This window comes from Xenorhabdus bovienii, from assembly GCF_024721015.1.
Taxonomy (GTDB): domain Bacteria; phylum Pseudomonadota; class Gammaproteobacteria; order Enterobacterales; family Enterobacteriaceae; genus Xenorhabdus; species Xenorhabdus bovienii.
This window is the reverse complement of the sequence record NZ_JANAIF010000002.1, coordinates 139496-152270: the sequence shown is the minus strand read 5'-3', so window position 1 is coordinate 152270 and position 12775 is coordinate 139496. Positions and strand designations below refer to the sequence as shown.

11 protein-coding genes and 3 pseudogenes are annotated in these 12775 nt (G+C 41.7%); 4 read left to right on the top strand and 10 right to left on the bottom strand.

The genetic code is table 11. The annotated features are described in order from the left end of the window. Nucleotides 1–78 precede the first annotated feature (78 nt). Together NXS07_RS01275 and NXS07_RS01270 are read left to right on the top strand one after the other, a co-directional pair. Nucleotides 79–501: pseudogene (locus tag NXS07_RS01275) on the top strand (cytochrome b); the annotation flags it as partial. A 26-nt stretch (nt 502–527) separates the two neighbouring features. Further along, nucleotides 528–1109: a YceI family protein gene (locus tag NXS07_RS01270; RefSeq protein WP_038201930.1), complete on the top strand. Its 582-nt coding sequence runs from the start codon at nt 528–530 to the stop codon at nt 1107–1109. 240 nt (nt 1110–1349) lie between these two features. Here NXS07_RS01270 and NXS07_RS01265 read toward each other — a convergent pair whose 3' ends face one another. The 3 genes from NXS07_RS01265 to pvcA are packed head-to-tail and all read right to left on the bottom strand — an operon-like array spanning nt 1350 to nt 4594. Beyond that, on the bottom strand, nt 1350–2630 hold the full coding sequence (locus NXS07_RS01265) for a glycosyltransferase (RefSeq protein WP_038218358.1): 1281 nt from the start codon (nt 2628–2630) through the stop codon (nt 1350–1352). Nucleotides 2631–2633: 3 nt separating this feature from the next. Next, nucleotides 2634–3533: a tyrosine isonitrile desaturase/decarboxylase gene (gene pvcB / locus NXS07_RS01260; protein ID WP_038225230.1), complete on the bottom strand. Its 900-nt coding sequence runs from the start codon at nt 3531–3533 to the stop codon at nt 2634–2636. 53 nt (nt 3534–3586) lie between these two features. Further along, on the bottom strand, nt 3587–4594 hold the full coding sequence (gene pvcA / locus NXS07_RS01255; RefSeq protein ID WP_038181279.1) for an L-tyrosine isonitrile synthase: 1008 nt from the start codon (nt 4592–4594) through the stop codon (nt 3587–3589). Nucleotides 4595–5235: 641 nt separating this feature from the next. On the opposite strand from pvcA, the pseudogene NXS07_RS01250 reads away from it, so the two are divergent. Beyond that, nucleotides 5236–5537: pseudogene (locus NXS07_RS01250) on the top strand (ATP-dependent Clp protease proteolytic subunit); the annotation flags it as partial. A gap of 17 nt (nt 5538–5554) precedes the next feature. Here NXS07_RS01250 and NXS07_RS01245 read toward each other — a convergent pair. The 3 genes from NXS07_RS01245 to eco form a co-directional block, all read right to left on the bottom strand. Next, nucleotides 5555–5992, bottom strand: a complete 438-nt coding sequence (locus tag NXS07_RS01245; protein ID WP_258086030.1) for a GNAT family N-acetyltransferase — start codon at nt 5990–5992, stop codon at nt 5555–5557. Between the two features lie 98 nt (nt 5993–6090). After that, a complete protein-coding gene (gene aqpZ / locus NXS07_RS01240; protein WP_038181285.1) occupies nt 6091–6783 on the bottom strand; it encodes an aquaporin Z in 693 nt (230 codons plus the stop codon). Nucleotides 6784–7091: 308 nt separating this feature from the next. Continuing rightward, the gene (gene eco, locus NXS07_RS01235; RefSeq protein ID WP_038197077.1) at nt 7092–7574 is read right to left on the bottom strand and encodes a serine protease inhibitor ecotin; all 483 of its coding nucleotides are present in this window, start codon (nt 7572–7574) and stop codon (nt 7092–7094) included. A gap of 271 nt (nt 7575–7845) precedes the next feature. On the opposite strand from eco, the gene NXS07_RS01230 reads away from it, so the two are divergent. Then, nucleotides 7846–8064, top strand: coding sequence for an HP1242/YdcH family protein (locus tag NXS07_RS01230; RefSeq protein WP_038201943.1), 219 nt, complete (start codon nt 7846–7848; stop codon nt 8062–8064). A gap of 188 nt (nt 8065–8252) precedes the next feature. Here the strand turns inward: NXS07_RS01230 and NXS07_RS01225 are convergent, their stop codons facing one another. The 4 genes and pseudogenes from NXS07_RS01225 to NXS07_RS01205 all read right to left on the bottom strand — a co-directional run. After that, nucleotides 8253–8507, bottom strand: coding sequence for an ogr/Delta-like zinc finger family protein (locus tag NXS07_RS01225; protein WP_038225234.1), 255 nt, complete (start codon nt 8505–8507; stop codon nt 8253–8255). An 83-nt stretch (nt 8508–8590) separates the two neighbouring features. Then, nucleotides 8591–10192: a contractile injection system protein, VgrG/Pvc8 family gene (locus NXS07_RS21780; RefSeq protein ID WP_438818356.1), complete on the bottom strand. Its 1602-nt coding sequence runs from the start codon at nt 10190–10192 to the stop codon at nt 8591–8593. After that, a complete protein-coding gene (locus tag NXS07_RS01210) occupies nt 10179–10694 on the bottom strand; it encodes a phage tail protein (protein ID WP_038197081.1) in 516 nt (171 codons plus the stop codon). Before NXS07_RS01210 ends, NXS07_RS21780 begins: the two co-directional genes overlap by 14 nt. Further along, a pseudogene (locus tag NXS07_RS01205) lies at nt 10691–12775 on the bottom strand (phage tail protein); the annotation flags it as partial. The pseudogene NXS07_RS01205 and the gene NXS07_RS01210, both read right to left, overlap by 4 nt.

Genomic DNA, 12775 nt, shown 5'->3' with positions numbered 1-12775 from the left:
ACCGTGGAGTATGAGCTAAATACTCTATTGGAAGGTTATGGTGCTAAATTTGCAATTAATTTTTCTTGATTACTTACTTGGTATCATCAGGCACCAGAACTCCATAAAAGTATTGGGAGTTTAATTTTTTTTGTCATGGTTATTCGTATTATCTGGCGGTTTATTTCTCCGCCACCAAAACCTCTGACCAGTTACAGTCATTTGACGCGAATCAGTTCCAAACTGGTTCATTTCACGCTCTATCTGGCTCTGTTTGGCATTTTAGGCAGCGGATATCTTATTTCTACGGCTGACGGGCAACCTATCAGTGTTTTTGGATGGTTTGATATCCCTGCCACGCTGTCAGAACAGGGCGTACAGGCAGATACCGCTGGCATTATCCACCTTTATCTCGCTTGGGTTGTTGTGGTGCTCTCCCTGCTGCACACACTTGCTGCATTGAAGCATCATTTTATTGACCGCGATAGTACCTTAAAAAGAATATTTGGCTTCAAACCCTGACTAAAAATAACCTCTGGAGAATCACTATGTTAAAAAAGATGCTAATTGGCCTGACCGCAGGCACTTTATTAATGAGTACAGGCTCTGCAATAGCCGCTAACTATAAAATCGATACGATTGGCCAACACGCCTTTATTGAATTTCGTATCCAACATTTGGGTATGAGCTGGCTTTACGGTAGCTTCAGAAAATTTGACGGAGATTTTGCTTTCGATCCGCAAAACCCAGCAACAGACAAAGTTAATGTCGTTATTAAGACGAGTAGCGTAGACACCAACCATGCCGAGCGCGATAAACACCTGCGCAAGCCTAATTTTTTAAACACGGAAAAATATCCAGAAGCCAAATTTACTTCAACTGAGATCAGCCAAAAGGGAGAGAAATACACAGTTATCGGTGATCTAACATTAAATGGTGTCACCAAACCCGTGACGCTGAATGCCAAATTAATGGGAGAAGGTAAAGATCCGTGGGGGGGATACCGTACGGGTTTTGAAGCTAATGGTAAAATTAAACTGAAGGATTTTGATATTAAGGCTAATTTAGGGCCAAAATCTCAGGAAGTTGAATTGGTTATTTCCGTTGAAGGTGTACGGGAAAAGGCCTGATATCTCTCTGCATTAATACCCTGAATCAGAACTTCCGATCAAGAATAAACCGTCACTGAATATTCCCCACTTAGACATGGAGATGTTCGTGACGGTTTAAATAGCCTCCGTCTTTCAAGTTGCCGCTTTGTTGGCTACGCTCACTCACCCCGGTCACATAGTTAGCTATGCTTCCGAGGATTCCGTCGCGCTGCAACTCGAAATCCATTCGGTATATATACTTTTTCTTCGATTAATGACTCAAGCTGATTCAGCAATCAACTCATTAACATGACGAGTGATCGATTCCAAGGCATTATGAGCATCATAATCTGCCTTGATTCTCTGTGACTGATAATGCCATTCAGGAGAAGAAAGTATCCGAGTCACCGCTTGATATAACTGTTTTTCACTCGGTGTATCCGTATTCAGACTAATACCGCATCGTGACCAGATAACACGGGCGACAGCCTCCAACTTACCATCTCCCGTACCAGCAACCACCAGCGGCACACCGTGACGAATGGCCGCATTAAGAGAACCATACCCACCATTGGTAATGAAAATTGCTGAACGAGGAAGCCAGTGTTCAAAGTTAAGGTATTCCACCACTCTGGCATTGTCAGGGATCTCTTCACCCAACGTTTCGACTGGCCTTCCCGCCGTAATTGCCAGCACACGCACTGGCAGCGTCGCCAATGCACGCAAGGTAGGTAACAGCAATTGGCTGAGATCAACATTCGCCAGCGTTCCCTGTGTGACTAAGACAAGCGGCAGGTTTTCATCTGACCACTCCAACTGGGTTTTATCATCCTGCACTTCGACACCCAGCGCACCGATAAAATCCACCGTTTCCGGTAAATCATCACGAGGAAATTCAAACGATTTGGTTGCCAATTGCAGGAAACGGTCGGCTCGACTCAGAACGACATCATTGTGATCTTGTGTCAGAGGAGGAGATGCCACTTCCAACAGTGCTGTGTTGAATGCATCCCGTACCTGTCCAATCAACTGACCCGTTTCCTCATCCACCAATTGCTCACGCATCAAATCAGCAGGCAACAATTCAGGAGGAATACGCGGTCCCCAGAAGATGGTATCCCGAGTCGACCATGACAACGGTGTCACCCCAATCGCAATAACAGGAATACGATCATGGGCAGGTTTCTGTAACAGTGGCAGTACCGCATAGAACGTATTGTCCACAATCAGCAAATCAGCGCCTTCAACTAACTGTTCCAACTGACGATACAGCACGGGTATAGGGCCAGCAAAAAATTGCTTAAGGGCATGTGTCATCTGATGATTTCCGGGAGGATGCTGCCCTCTCTCAGGAAATTTCTCTTCCAGATTACGGTAATCAACATCGACCTGCTGATCAAAGGCGACGAAACTTGCTCCTAACGCTTCCGCCTGCTGCCGAAAAATAGAGCCAGTGAATATTGTCGCTTCGTGCCCCTGCCCTATCAAATGCTTGGCAATGGAACAAATGGGAAAAACATGACCTGGAGTTGCAATCGCAGCCAAAACAATACGAGCCATTAATCAAACCTCCTTCAACTCAACTTCAGCTACACCAGAATCTGAATTGGAAATAGTCCGGAAACTGAGATTCTCACAAACTGGTGTTCCATGAACATGCACCCGCTGGAGATGTCGGGGAGAATGAGTAATAAACGCTTCCCTACCATGCAGCAAAGTAAAATTATCACTAATGACTAAATCACCGGACTGCCATTGATGAGCATAGAAATAACGCGGGTCATACAATCTGCCATGCAGATTTCTTTCAAATTCTTTTTGCTGTTCAACTGACAACCCATGGATCGTCAATAAATGATGGTCAGCATATTTATCATCTTTTCCTGTCATGGGTTCGTTATAACGCATCACCCATTTTTTACCATCAGGATGAAGACAAATCAGCGGTGAAACCACCTCCCCACCATAATGCGTCACTCTGCTTGTACGGTAAGTTATCAGGGTGTTTTTCCATTCATGACGCTCATCATCACTGGCATCAACAATCAATTGCTCAGTATCAACAAACGTGGTCCGCCCTCCCTGACTTGCCTCAGGTGCAGAGACGCAGTGAAATATCTGAAACTCCGGAATTGTCGGCTTATACATGCCATCCCAATGTAATGGCACATGGGTACTGTCCAAAACATGGTCTGAAGGATCAGGGCGCTCCATGACATCCAATATGGCGCCAAACGGCCACATCATTATTTCTCCCCAACGGCTAGTGTATTCCGTCAACTTTTCCGGATCCGTAAAACCAGAAGAAAAGCCGCGTAATACAACCAGCTTGTGGGTACGTGCCAGTTCGCGCAGGGTATCAACAGACAGCGCAGTGATGTCCTGCTCAGAGGTATTGGGCGTAATCAGAAGCCCAAAAGGCATGATCGGTTCAATACAACAATCCAGTTCATCTATATTCATAATGCCCTCTCTCAAAAATCGGTATAACGGCGAATGCCTTTCAGACAACCTTATTACTGTTCCTGCGAAGCGACAGCCAATGGTGCTACCTGCTGATTTTGCTCAGATACGGCTTCAATCATGTAATGGCTGGGGACACCACGGATCTCGACCAATTTTCCCTGCATCTTTTTCACTTCATCACTTTTCATCAGCACAAATTGACCGTTAATATTGGCTGCGACACCATGCCACGGCGTAAGCCAATCATCCCGGGTAGGCATCATATGAATACCGATTTTAATACTGTCAACGGGCTGCGGATGGATAGAAAGGCGAATAGCCAGTGGAAACTGTTCAGCCAGCAGATTTCCCCAAGCCCAACTACGCTGGATAACACCAGCCGCTCGCTGACGCGCATCTTTCTGCAAGGCAGTTTTCGAGCCGTCATATCCCGGCAACAGACTATCTTCATAGAGAAAACGAGTAATCGCCCGATAGAGCTGAAGCCCTTCTTCACTCTCTTTAAGCGTGGCCTTAATTTCTTCTACCGAAGAAGCATAGCCATTCACCAGCAACTCACGCAGTTGATCATAATTGCTGGTATATTGGGTTAGTGACTCGACGTTGCCGAGATTAAAAACTGAAAGATTGGTTGCGCCCAGTTCATGCAGCAACTTTTCAATTTCCAATTGATAATGGGTAATGGTTTCATCGTCGACATGGATAAGATCACTGAATACATGCCCATCAGAACAAATAACAATATTTGCACCTGGTGGATAATAAAGTTGAATGCGCTGACACAGAGAATTCAGAAAAATCAGTGATAATTTTTCTGCCATATCAGGCATAGTACCCAGTACTTTGCGGGGGTTTGGCGATTTTGTCGGAAACGCAGGAAGAATACATTCAACAGCTTTACCCTGTTCAACAAACGCACGAATGCGTGGTAGCTGAACTTCAGAGACTTTCTGTTCTTCATATTCAATCGTATGTTCAGATTCTGAGAAACGGCGTCTATATTGCAACAATTCATGTAAAATTTTGCTCGACACCTTTTCTACGTCAAGATGTTCCATATTTTTTTCCTAATTTATTACACCCACTTCACTACCAACAATGCCTATTTGCAGATTGTAAAGACTCCATAAATCAAATGTTCACTGTTATACTCTTAATATATAATTCAATAAAAATCCCACAATAGAAAAGAAGGAAATATCAAAAAATTATAAGGTATAACCAACCTAATATATAAATTAAGCTGAACATATTGAGAGCCTTGACTTTACATCTTTAATAGCCTATTACTTTTTCAAGTCATTCATCTGGCATAAGAAGCCAGTCTTGATGAGTTCTTGATAACTCATTGATAAAACAGATAATAAAATCACATATTCAATTCACCACAATATATATCATTAAATATTTAACATAAAACCCACAACAACATCACGTATATTACACAAATAACAATATATATTGCATATATCTTATTTTATTACACGTGTTATATCTTCATAAGAATTCTGCCGATAAATATATAACATCACAAACATCTAAAATAACTAAAAAATTTAATAAATTAATTCAATTTTTTTGATTTTATGACATAAATTAAATCTAATACTCTTTAAATACATTTTTTCAACATAAAAACGTTTTTAAGAGCTATATTATTTATACCATTAATATTGTTTATTACATGAGAATAGAAATGATGCATAGCGAATATCCTGAATTAACAGAAGAAAATAACGCAATAATCCCCACTCTAAAGAACAAACCCCTTAAATCACGTTCCATTATTATCACTGAAGAAATCAATCAGCAACTGGCTGAAAAGTGATATCTCAACTTTTGATTCTGCAAGAAGTCAACACGGATCCGATAAAAATCTTCATTAACAGTCAAGGTGGACACGTTGAAGCCGGCGATACACTGCATGACATGATCAAATTTATTAAACCGGAGGTCATAATGATTGGCACTGGTTGGGTTACCAGTGCCGGCATCACCATTATTGCCTTTTCATTTACTCAGGCTTTCGTTTTCTCTAACGTCCAAACAAAATCCTGTACCCTGACAGGCTCAAAACCGAATTTTTCATAAAGCCCACCCGCCGAAGAGGTCACCAACATAACCCGTTTCACATGAGAAATAATAGGATGCTGTAAAACACATTCCATCAACCAACGCCCCAGTCCTCTCTTCTGATAGTCCGGCACAATAAAGACATCGCAAAGATAAGCGAACGTTGAAAAATCTGTAATTAATCGCGCGAAACCAATTTCTTTATCACAATGAAACAAGGCAAAACATAAGCTATGCTCTATCCCTGTTCTGACTTTCTCAAGCGTAATCCCACGCGCCCAATATAATTGGGTAAGATTATTATGAACAAAATGAATATCAAATTTCGTTTTATCCGTGGTGACCCAGTATTCACCTTGTTCCCACGTTATATTTTGCTCCATCATTTTTCCTTTTAAAAAAGCGTCAGCCGTAGAAAAATTTACCATAAATATGATAAAAAAAGCCACGCAATCGCATGGCTGTTCAAAATGACAAGATATCAATCTTTCTGCAATAACGTACGGTATATCAAGCCACCGATAGCACCACCAATTAATGGGATCAGCCAGAACAGCCAAAGTTGATCCAACGCCCATGTGCCTTGAAAAACAGCAACTGCCGTACTTCTTGCCGGGTTAACCGACGTATTTGTCACAGGGATACTGATTAAATGGATAAGTGTCAATGCCAAACCAATGGCCAGTGGCGCAAACCCGACTGATGCATTTTTATCGGTTGTACCGAGGATCACAATCAGGAAAAATGCGGTTAATACCAACTCAATGATGATGGCAGCCTGTAATGAAAAACCGCCAGGAGAATGTTCACCATAACCATTGGATGCGAAACCACTTGCCGTTGCATCAAAACCACTTTTACCGCTGGCAATAAGATAAAGTACGGCTGCGGCAGCAATTCCCCCAATCACTTGAGCAATAATATAAGGAATAACTTCTTTTGCTGAAATACGTCCCCCAGCAAATAACCCCAATGTGACAGCCGGATTAAAGTGCCCTCCTGAAATATGCCCTACGGCATAGGCCATCGTCACTACCGTTAAACCAAAAGCCAGAGATACTCCCACAAAACCAATCCCCAGCTGTGGAAATGCGGCGGCTAAAACAGCACTGCCACATCCGCCAAACACCAACCAAAAAGTACCCAAAAACTCTGCCGATAATTTTTTGAACATTCTATGATTCCTCAATGATATTTGCATGAATGCAAAAGAATCCAAACAAAGTTTAGTTAGTATTTTTAAATATATGCAAGGAACCGCAGGCAGAAAATAAAGGACTGACGAATATCACAGATGATGATTTAAGAATTATCTTATTTGGAACGGTTTTATTGTCAACTTGATGAAAATTAATGTTAGAAAATAACCATTATCCGTTAAAGATAAATTAACCGAAAACTTTATGACGATAATATAATAAACATAACAACCTGAGTTAAATATTCATAAAACTCAGGTTGTTGATTTACCTAATCAATAATTTATTTGATTACTGCATTATCGACATCATCCAATGCCTGCCAAATACGATATTTGACTGTCATTGATTTTGGCGTATATACCACGATAGGTAATTTGCTGTTATAGCGTATAAGCGCATCTTTGCCTAACTGCACTTGAACAAAGCGTACGGTTTCTTTTTGTCCTGAACAACCCATGTGGGTTGACGCTGGGCCGGTGACATTATTCAATACATAATAATCGTATCCCCACCCCTCCAAGGTTTTTGTTTCAAGTTGCCCACCAAACCAGTGATGATTGCAGTCTACTTTTATATCCTTGCCAATCATCAGTTCAACCATGTAATCGCCTTCATCCTCTTCTGGCGCAAGGTCAATGACATTGCGTACCATTCCCTCTGAAGCTTTAGGATAAGGAGCGACATCTTCAAGTTTCTTATCAGCCTGAGCAAAAGTAGAAACCGAAACCATCATAGCGGCTAAAGGAAGTAGATACTTTTTCATTTATCACCTCTTGATATATTTAACAACGGAATTGAATCATAACATGTACAACGGTAGGAATAAGTTATGTTTTTTTGGCAAGAGACTGATTTTTACCACTATTATTTAAATGAGAAATTTATTCATTTAGATATATGATAAATTATTATTAACAATCAAAAAGATATAAAGTTGTTACCCGATCTTTTTTATGTGATATCTCTCAAATCTGATCTTACAATGGGCTGCTACACTCATATTGAGCGGTAGTAAATTTCGTCTAGGAGGTCCTATGTTTCCAGAATATCGTGATTTAGTGTCCAGTCTGAAAGAATCTAATCCCCGTTTCCAATCCCTGTTTGAAAAACATAACCGACTTAACCACGAGATATCACATCTTGAAGGCCCAAATGGAACCGGCTATAGCGATAAAGTTGTGCGCCTGAAAAAAGAAAAACTACACATCAAGGATGAGATGCAAAGGATCTTACAGGCAGAGTCCCAAAAATAACCCTGTCATAGACTTTGACGCCTGCTTCTCTGACAAGCAGGCGTTACATGAGGATTGTCATTTCACTCGCCGTTCTCTGGCCTCAATGCCGTTTAAGGTTCTCTATTCGAGAACAAAACACAGTCCATTATCCATAAAAAAGCCACCATTACGGTGGCAAAAACTGGAGCAATGTCCTTTTTCATTATTTATTGTGCGTCAGCTTTCTGACATGGCGCAGCAGCTTTCTGACGAGGTTGTCTCTTCGTTTTCGCCCTTGGATGTGGCGTGACATTCTCGACGCCACCTGGCTTAGCAATAAAACGCACAAACGTTTCATGACTGACGAACGTTGCTCCACAGTTGATGTTCTGACATTGGTTATAACGCTCCTTTGTCTGGCTTGAGTGCTCGAAGCTGCTACGAGTATGCGCTGACTGACCACACAGAGGACACTTAATCATATTGTTCACCTTTCTTGAAATAACTGTCTCGAAATAACACCATCTCGTCTGGTGAACAATATACCAAAGATCTCATATTGAGATCAATCTTTTATTTCGACATCCTCAGTTTTGATTTCAAAATCATCAATTTTAAGTTCGAGATCCAACGATGTTGTAAAGCCACTGTCATTAAGATTGTGGGTGACTTTGATGATTGTCCAGCTAGTCCCATTAATTTCCGGCTTAAATCCTTCAATATGAACGGGTGTTTCAGGGTAAATGTCAGCGCGTCCCTTTGCTAAGGCGATAGAAAACCCCGCTGCCCCCCGCTGCATCTTTTCCCAAACAGCTTTGGCAGCACGTTCCGCATTTTCCTTGTTAGAATATACACGGGAGAGTGTCAGAACATTTTCCTCAGCTCCCACCAGATAGTTTTCGGACTTTTTCTGTACCTTTGTTGTTTGATGATGCTCAGTCGTTGATTTGCTCTGCTTCTCAGAAGATAGATTTCCCCCAATATCGGTGTTCTTTTCTCTATCGATATTTCTGTTATCTCTGTTTTTTCTTTTACTTTCTTTTTGTCCCTTTTTAATGTAATCGGGCTTATCCTTTACTTTTGTTTTGTGACTTTTCTTCGTCAAATCGACGCCTTTTTTCTTCTCCAGATTGACCACACCAGTCTTAGCAGGTTTAGCGGAGATTACTTCACGAGGAGACTCAATTTTACGATCTTTTTCCTTTTTAAAGGTTGAGGATTCTTTTTTCTGGGCAGAATATTTCTCTTTTGGGATAAGATTTTTATCTTCTTGAACAGGAATTTCATCTTTTTGGACAGGGTTTTTGTCTTTTTTAGCGTTTCCCTTGCCCGATGATTTGTTATCGCTGCTTCCATATTCAATAATAATTTCAACTTTCCCGCTCTTTGATTCTACCCGCTTCAATTTAACCGTCTGCTTAGTGGTTGTTCGTGTATCCTGCCATTGGGCAACGACACCGGTATAGGCTTCACGGTCAGACAGAGAAAATCGATGACTATCTCCTGATTCACGAGTAATCAGCACAGGCAGAATATTCTCACCACTCCCGGTCTTATTTTGTCCTTGGCGGATAAACAACAACTCCCCATTTTTGACCGAAGCAATCGCCCCTTCCTGCTTTGCCACCCGTGTCAAAAAGCTCACGTCAGATTCATTGGTCTGATCGATGTGCATAGAGATACCCTTCAATTCCTCGCTGATTTTAAATGTCAGTTGGTTTCTCGCAGCAATCGTACTCACAATGCTCTCTAAAGTGTGTTCATGGTAAGACTCTTCGCGTTTAACATTCAGATCACCTCGAAAATCAGCACTGCGGGCACGAATTGTCAGCCGATCAGGCGCACCGGTATGTTCAATTTCATCAACGACAAATTTTCCCTTTGGGGTTAAGGAGTCGCCATGCCACCCCAATTCCAATTCTAGAATATCGCCTCGGGAAGGAAATATAAGTTTTCCATCCGCATCATCCAACTCAATATCGAGCTGGTCTGATTCCAAACCGCGGTTATCCGTCAGCGTTAAAGACATTAAACGCGATTGGATTTTCCCTGTAATATCCTTCTTATTAGTTTCCAACCGAAAAGCTGGCGCACCTTCTTTACCAGTGACCAAATCAAATTGGGGAATCCAATCTGTGTTTGGTATCCTCTGTTTAAGATCTAGCATTAGGATGCTCCTTAATTTCACCTATGGCCTTTCTCGTAAGACCAGAAGGCTTATCCAGTGATTTAGGTGGTTTGCCTTTTATATCAGATAATTGATCCTGCAAATCACCCAACATTTCAAACAAATTGTTATCAACGCGCCGTAAGGTCAGTGTAAAACTGATTTTTCTGGCCGCTCCGCCCGACATAAATTCCGTTTTTGTCTCATCAATGCTTTCGATAACGAACATTCCATAAATTGCGCCACTTCCATCAATGAAAGACCATGCCTTACCGCTGTCTGCCATCAATTTCAATGCAAACAGTGAAAGAGAACCGCCTGTCAGTTCAGGATAAAGTTCCCCCGATAGCGTGATCGTATCATTATCTGAACCAATAAATTGCCATGCAGGCCGTGCTCCCACACGGCTATTGAAGGCATGTCTCCAACTTTGTTTATATTGGAAACTTTGGTATGGCGTTGTTTTCAACATAAAAACAAATAAACCAAGTGCAGCCATCATGAGAAATCTTCTCCTCTATCAGAAAGTGAGCTACGCATACGGGCTTGCTGCATACGTTCCCGTTGTTCCAATTCCTGCCTGACCACACGGGCAATATCCTGCGCGGACTGTCCCTGAGCGCCATAGACATAGATGTTATATTGTGGTGCCCCGCTAGACTGCGGTGGCAGGCTTCGTTCCTTCTTCGTCTGAACAGCCTCATAAGTGTGAGCAGGCAGACTTTGCGCATGCAACGGTGCATCCTGTGCGGCAATAGGCAAAGACATTGAACTAACGGCAAATCCCACAGCAGCGAGTTTTGCCGTATTTTTCCGGCTGGTTACATTGGCTGGGCCGCTAATAATTTCAGGGCCACGCTCCCCCACAATGCCGAATTTTCCGGCTGAAATAGATCCGCCTGTATCATGTTTAGTAACTTGTGCTGCTTGTTGCGTAGTTTCGCTATTAGTTATTTCCTTTGATGCTTTTACAGCTACTTCCTTTTTATCATCACCTGACCACCACGATTTGAATATGTCAGTAATAGAGGAAACTTTACCCTTCAAAGCTTCCCATTTTTCTTGAATACCCGTTAACAAGCTATCGATCATATCCGAACCCGCTTTCTTTAATTTCTCTGGAATAGCTTGAACATCACTAACAATTTCATTCCATCTATCTGAAATTGATTTTTTGATGCTTTCCCAGATTTCCAAAGTATTCTGTTTAACGGATTCCCAAGCACCACTGATTTGGGCTTTGATATTTTCCCAAGTGGCAAGAACGCTTTGTTTAATAGATTCCCATTTCTCACTTAATAAGGCTTTAATCGCTTCCCAAACTTCTGAAGCGCTTTGTTTAATGGCATCCCAGTTTTGGTAAATAATGCCGATCAGTCCCCCATTCATGAAAAAGTTCTTGATACCTTCCCATGCAGCACTGACTGTGTCTTTAATTCCCTGCCATGCATTGCTACAGACATTTTTGATGCTTTCCCACAAGGCTGTGAATTTTGGCCCCAACGTTCCCCAATTCTGCCAAATATAAATAGCAGCCATTGCGATAACACCAATAATGGCAAGAATCGGGTTCGCCATCATAGCCCGACCAATGAACATTATTGATTTTCCTAATACACGGAAAGTACTACTTAAAAAAGACAGGCCTTTTACACCAACATTTGCCAGAATATTTATACCATTACCCAAAACACCAAAAACTTTTTGACCAATATTCCCTAATATTCCCAGGCCTTTTCTTTGGTTTCCAAAAGTATCTTGACCTCCTTTGTTAGATAGCAAATCAGCACCATCATTAAGTGAGCCAAAAACTTTGTTTCCGGTTTTACCAAAAAAATCCATGGCGGCTCTTAGCGCTTCTAAAGCCTCAGTTCCCAATTGTGCGAATACCTTCAAGCCATCTCTTAAATTCTCCATAGCCTGAATACCCACCTGCGCAAATTTATTCAGATTGGCTCTTAATTCTTCCAAAGCCTGAACACCAACCTGAGTAAATATATCCAGACTGGATTTCAATTTATCCAGCGCCTGAACGCCCAGCTGAGCAAAAAAACTGAGGCTGGCTTTTAACTCTTCCAAAGCCTGCATACCCAATTTAGCAAATACATCCAGGGGAGCTGTTAATTTATCCAGTGCCTGAACACCCAACTGCACAAATGCATCCAGTGTGGATTTTAATTTATCCAACGCCTGAGTTCCCAGCTGCGCAAATACATCCAGGGGTGCGGTTAATTTATTCAGTGCCTGAGTTCCCAACTGCACAAATGAATCCAGTGTGGATTTTAATTTATCCAGCGCCTGAGTTCCCAGCTGCGCAAATACATCCAGGGGTGCGGTTAATTTATTCAGTGCCTGAACACCCAACTGCACAAATGAATCCAGTGTGGATTTTAATTTATCCAGCGCCTGAATCCCTAATTGTGCAAAGAAATTCAGACTGGCTTTTAATTCTTCAAAAGCTTTAAGTCCCAACTGTACAAATGCATCCAGACTGGATTTTAATTTATCCAGCGCCTGAATCCCTAATTGTGCAAAGAAATTCAGACTGGCTTTTAATTCTTCAAAAGCTTTAAGTCCCAACTG

What these genes read in the sequence shown, in the direction of transcription:
- pvcA (WP_038181279.1), bottom strand. Translation starts at nt 4,594, where the DNA reads ATGGAACATCTTGACGTAGAAAAGGTGTCGAGCAAAATTTTACATGAA.
- NXS07_RS01245 (WP_258086030.1), bottom strand. Translation starts at nt 5,992, where the DNA reads ATGGAGCAAAATATAACGTGGGAACAAGGTGAATACTGGGTCACCACG.
- eco (WP_038197077.1), bottom strand. Translation starts at nt 7,574, where the DNA reads ATGAAAAAGTATCTACTTCCTTTAGCCGCTATGATGGTTTCGGTTTCT.
- NXS07_RS01270 (WP_038201930.1), top strand. Translation starts at nt 528, where the DNA reads ATGTTAAAAAAGATGCTAATTGGCCTGACCGCAGGCACTTTATTAATG.
- NXS07_RS01265 (WP_038218358.1), bottom strand. Translation starts at nt 2,630, where the DNA reads ATGGCTCGTATTGTTTTGGCTGCGATTGCAACTCCAGGTCATGTTTTT.
- NXS07_RS21780 (WP_438818356.1), bottom strand. Translation starts at nt 10,192, where the DNA reads ATGCTAGATCTTAAACAGAGGATACCAAACACAGATTGGATTCCCCAA.
- aqpZ (WP_038181285.1), bottom strand. Translation starts at nt 6,783, where the DNA reads ATGTTCAAAAAATTATCGGCAGAGTTTTTGGGTACTTTTTGGTTGGTG.
- NXS07_RS01210 (WP_038197081.1), bottom strand. Translation starts at nt 10,694, where the DNA reads ATGATGGCTGCACTTGGTTTATTTGTTTTTATGTTGAAAACAACGCCA.
- NXS07_RS01230 (WP_038201943.1), top strand. Translation starts at nt 7,846, where the DNA reads ATGTTTCCAGAATATCGTGATTTAGTGTCCAGTCTGAAAGAATCTAAT.
- pvcB (WP_038225230.1), bottom strand. Translation starts at nt 3,533, where the DNA reads ATGAATATAGATGAACTGGATTGTTGTATTGAACCGATCATGCCTTTT.
- NXS07_RS01225 (WP_038225234.1), bottom strand. Translation starts at nt 8,507, where the DNA reads ATGATTAAGTGTCCTCTGTGTGGTCAGTCAGCGCATACTCGTAGCAGC.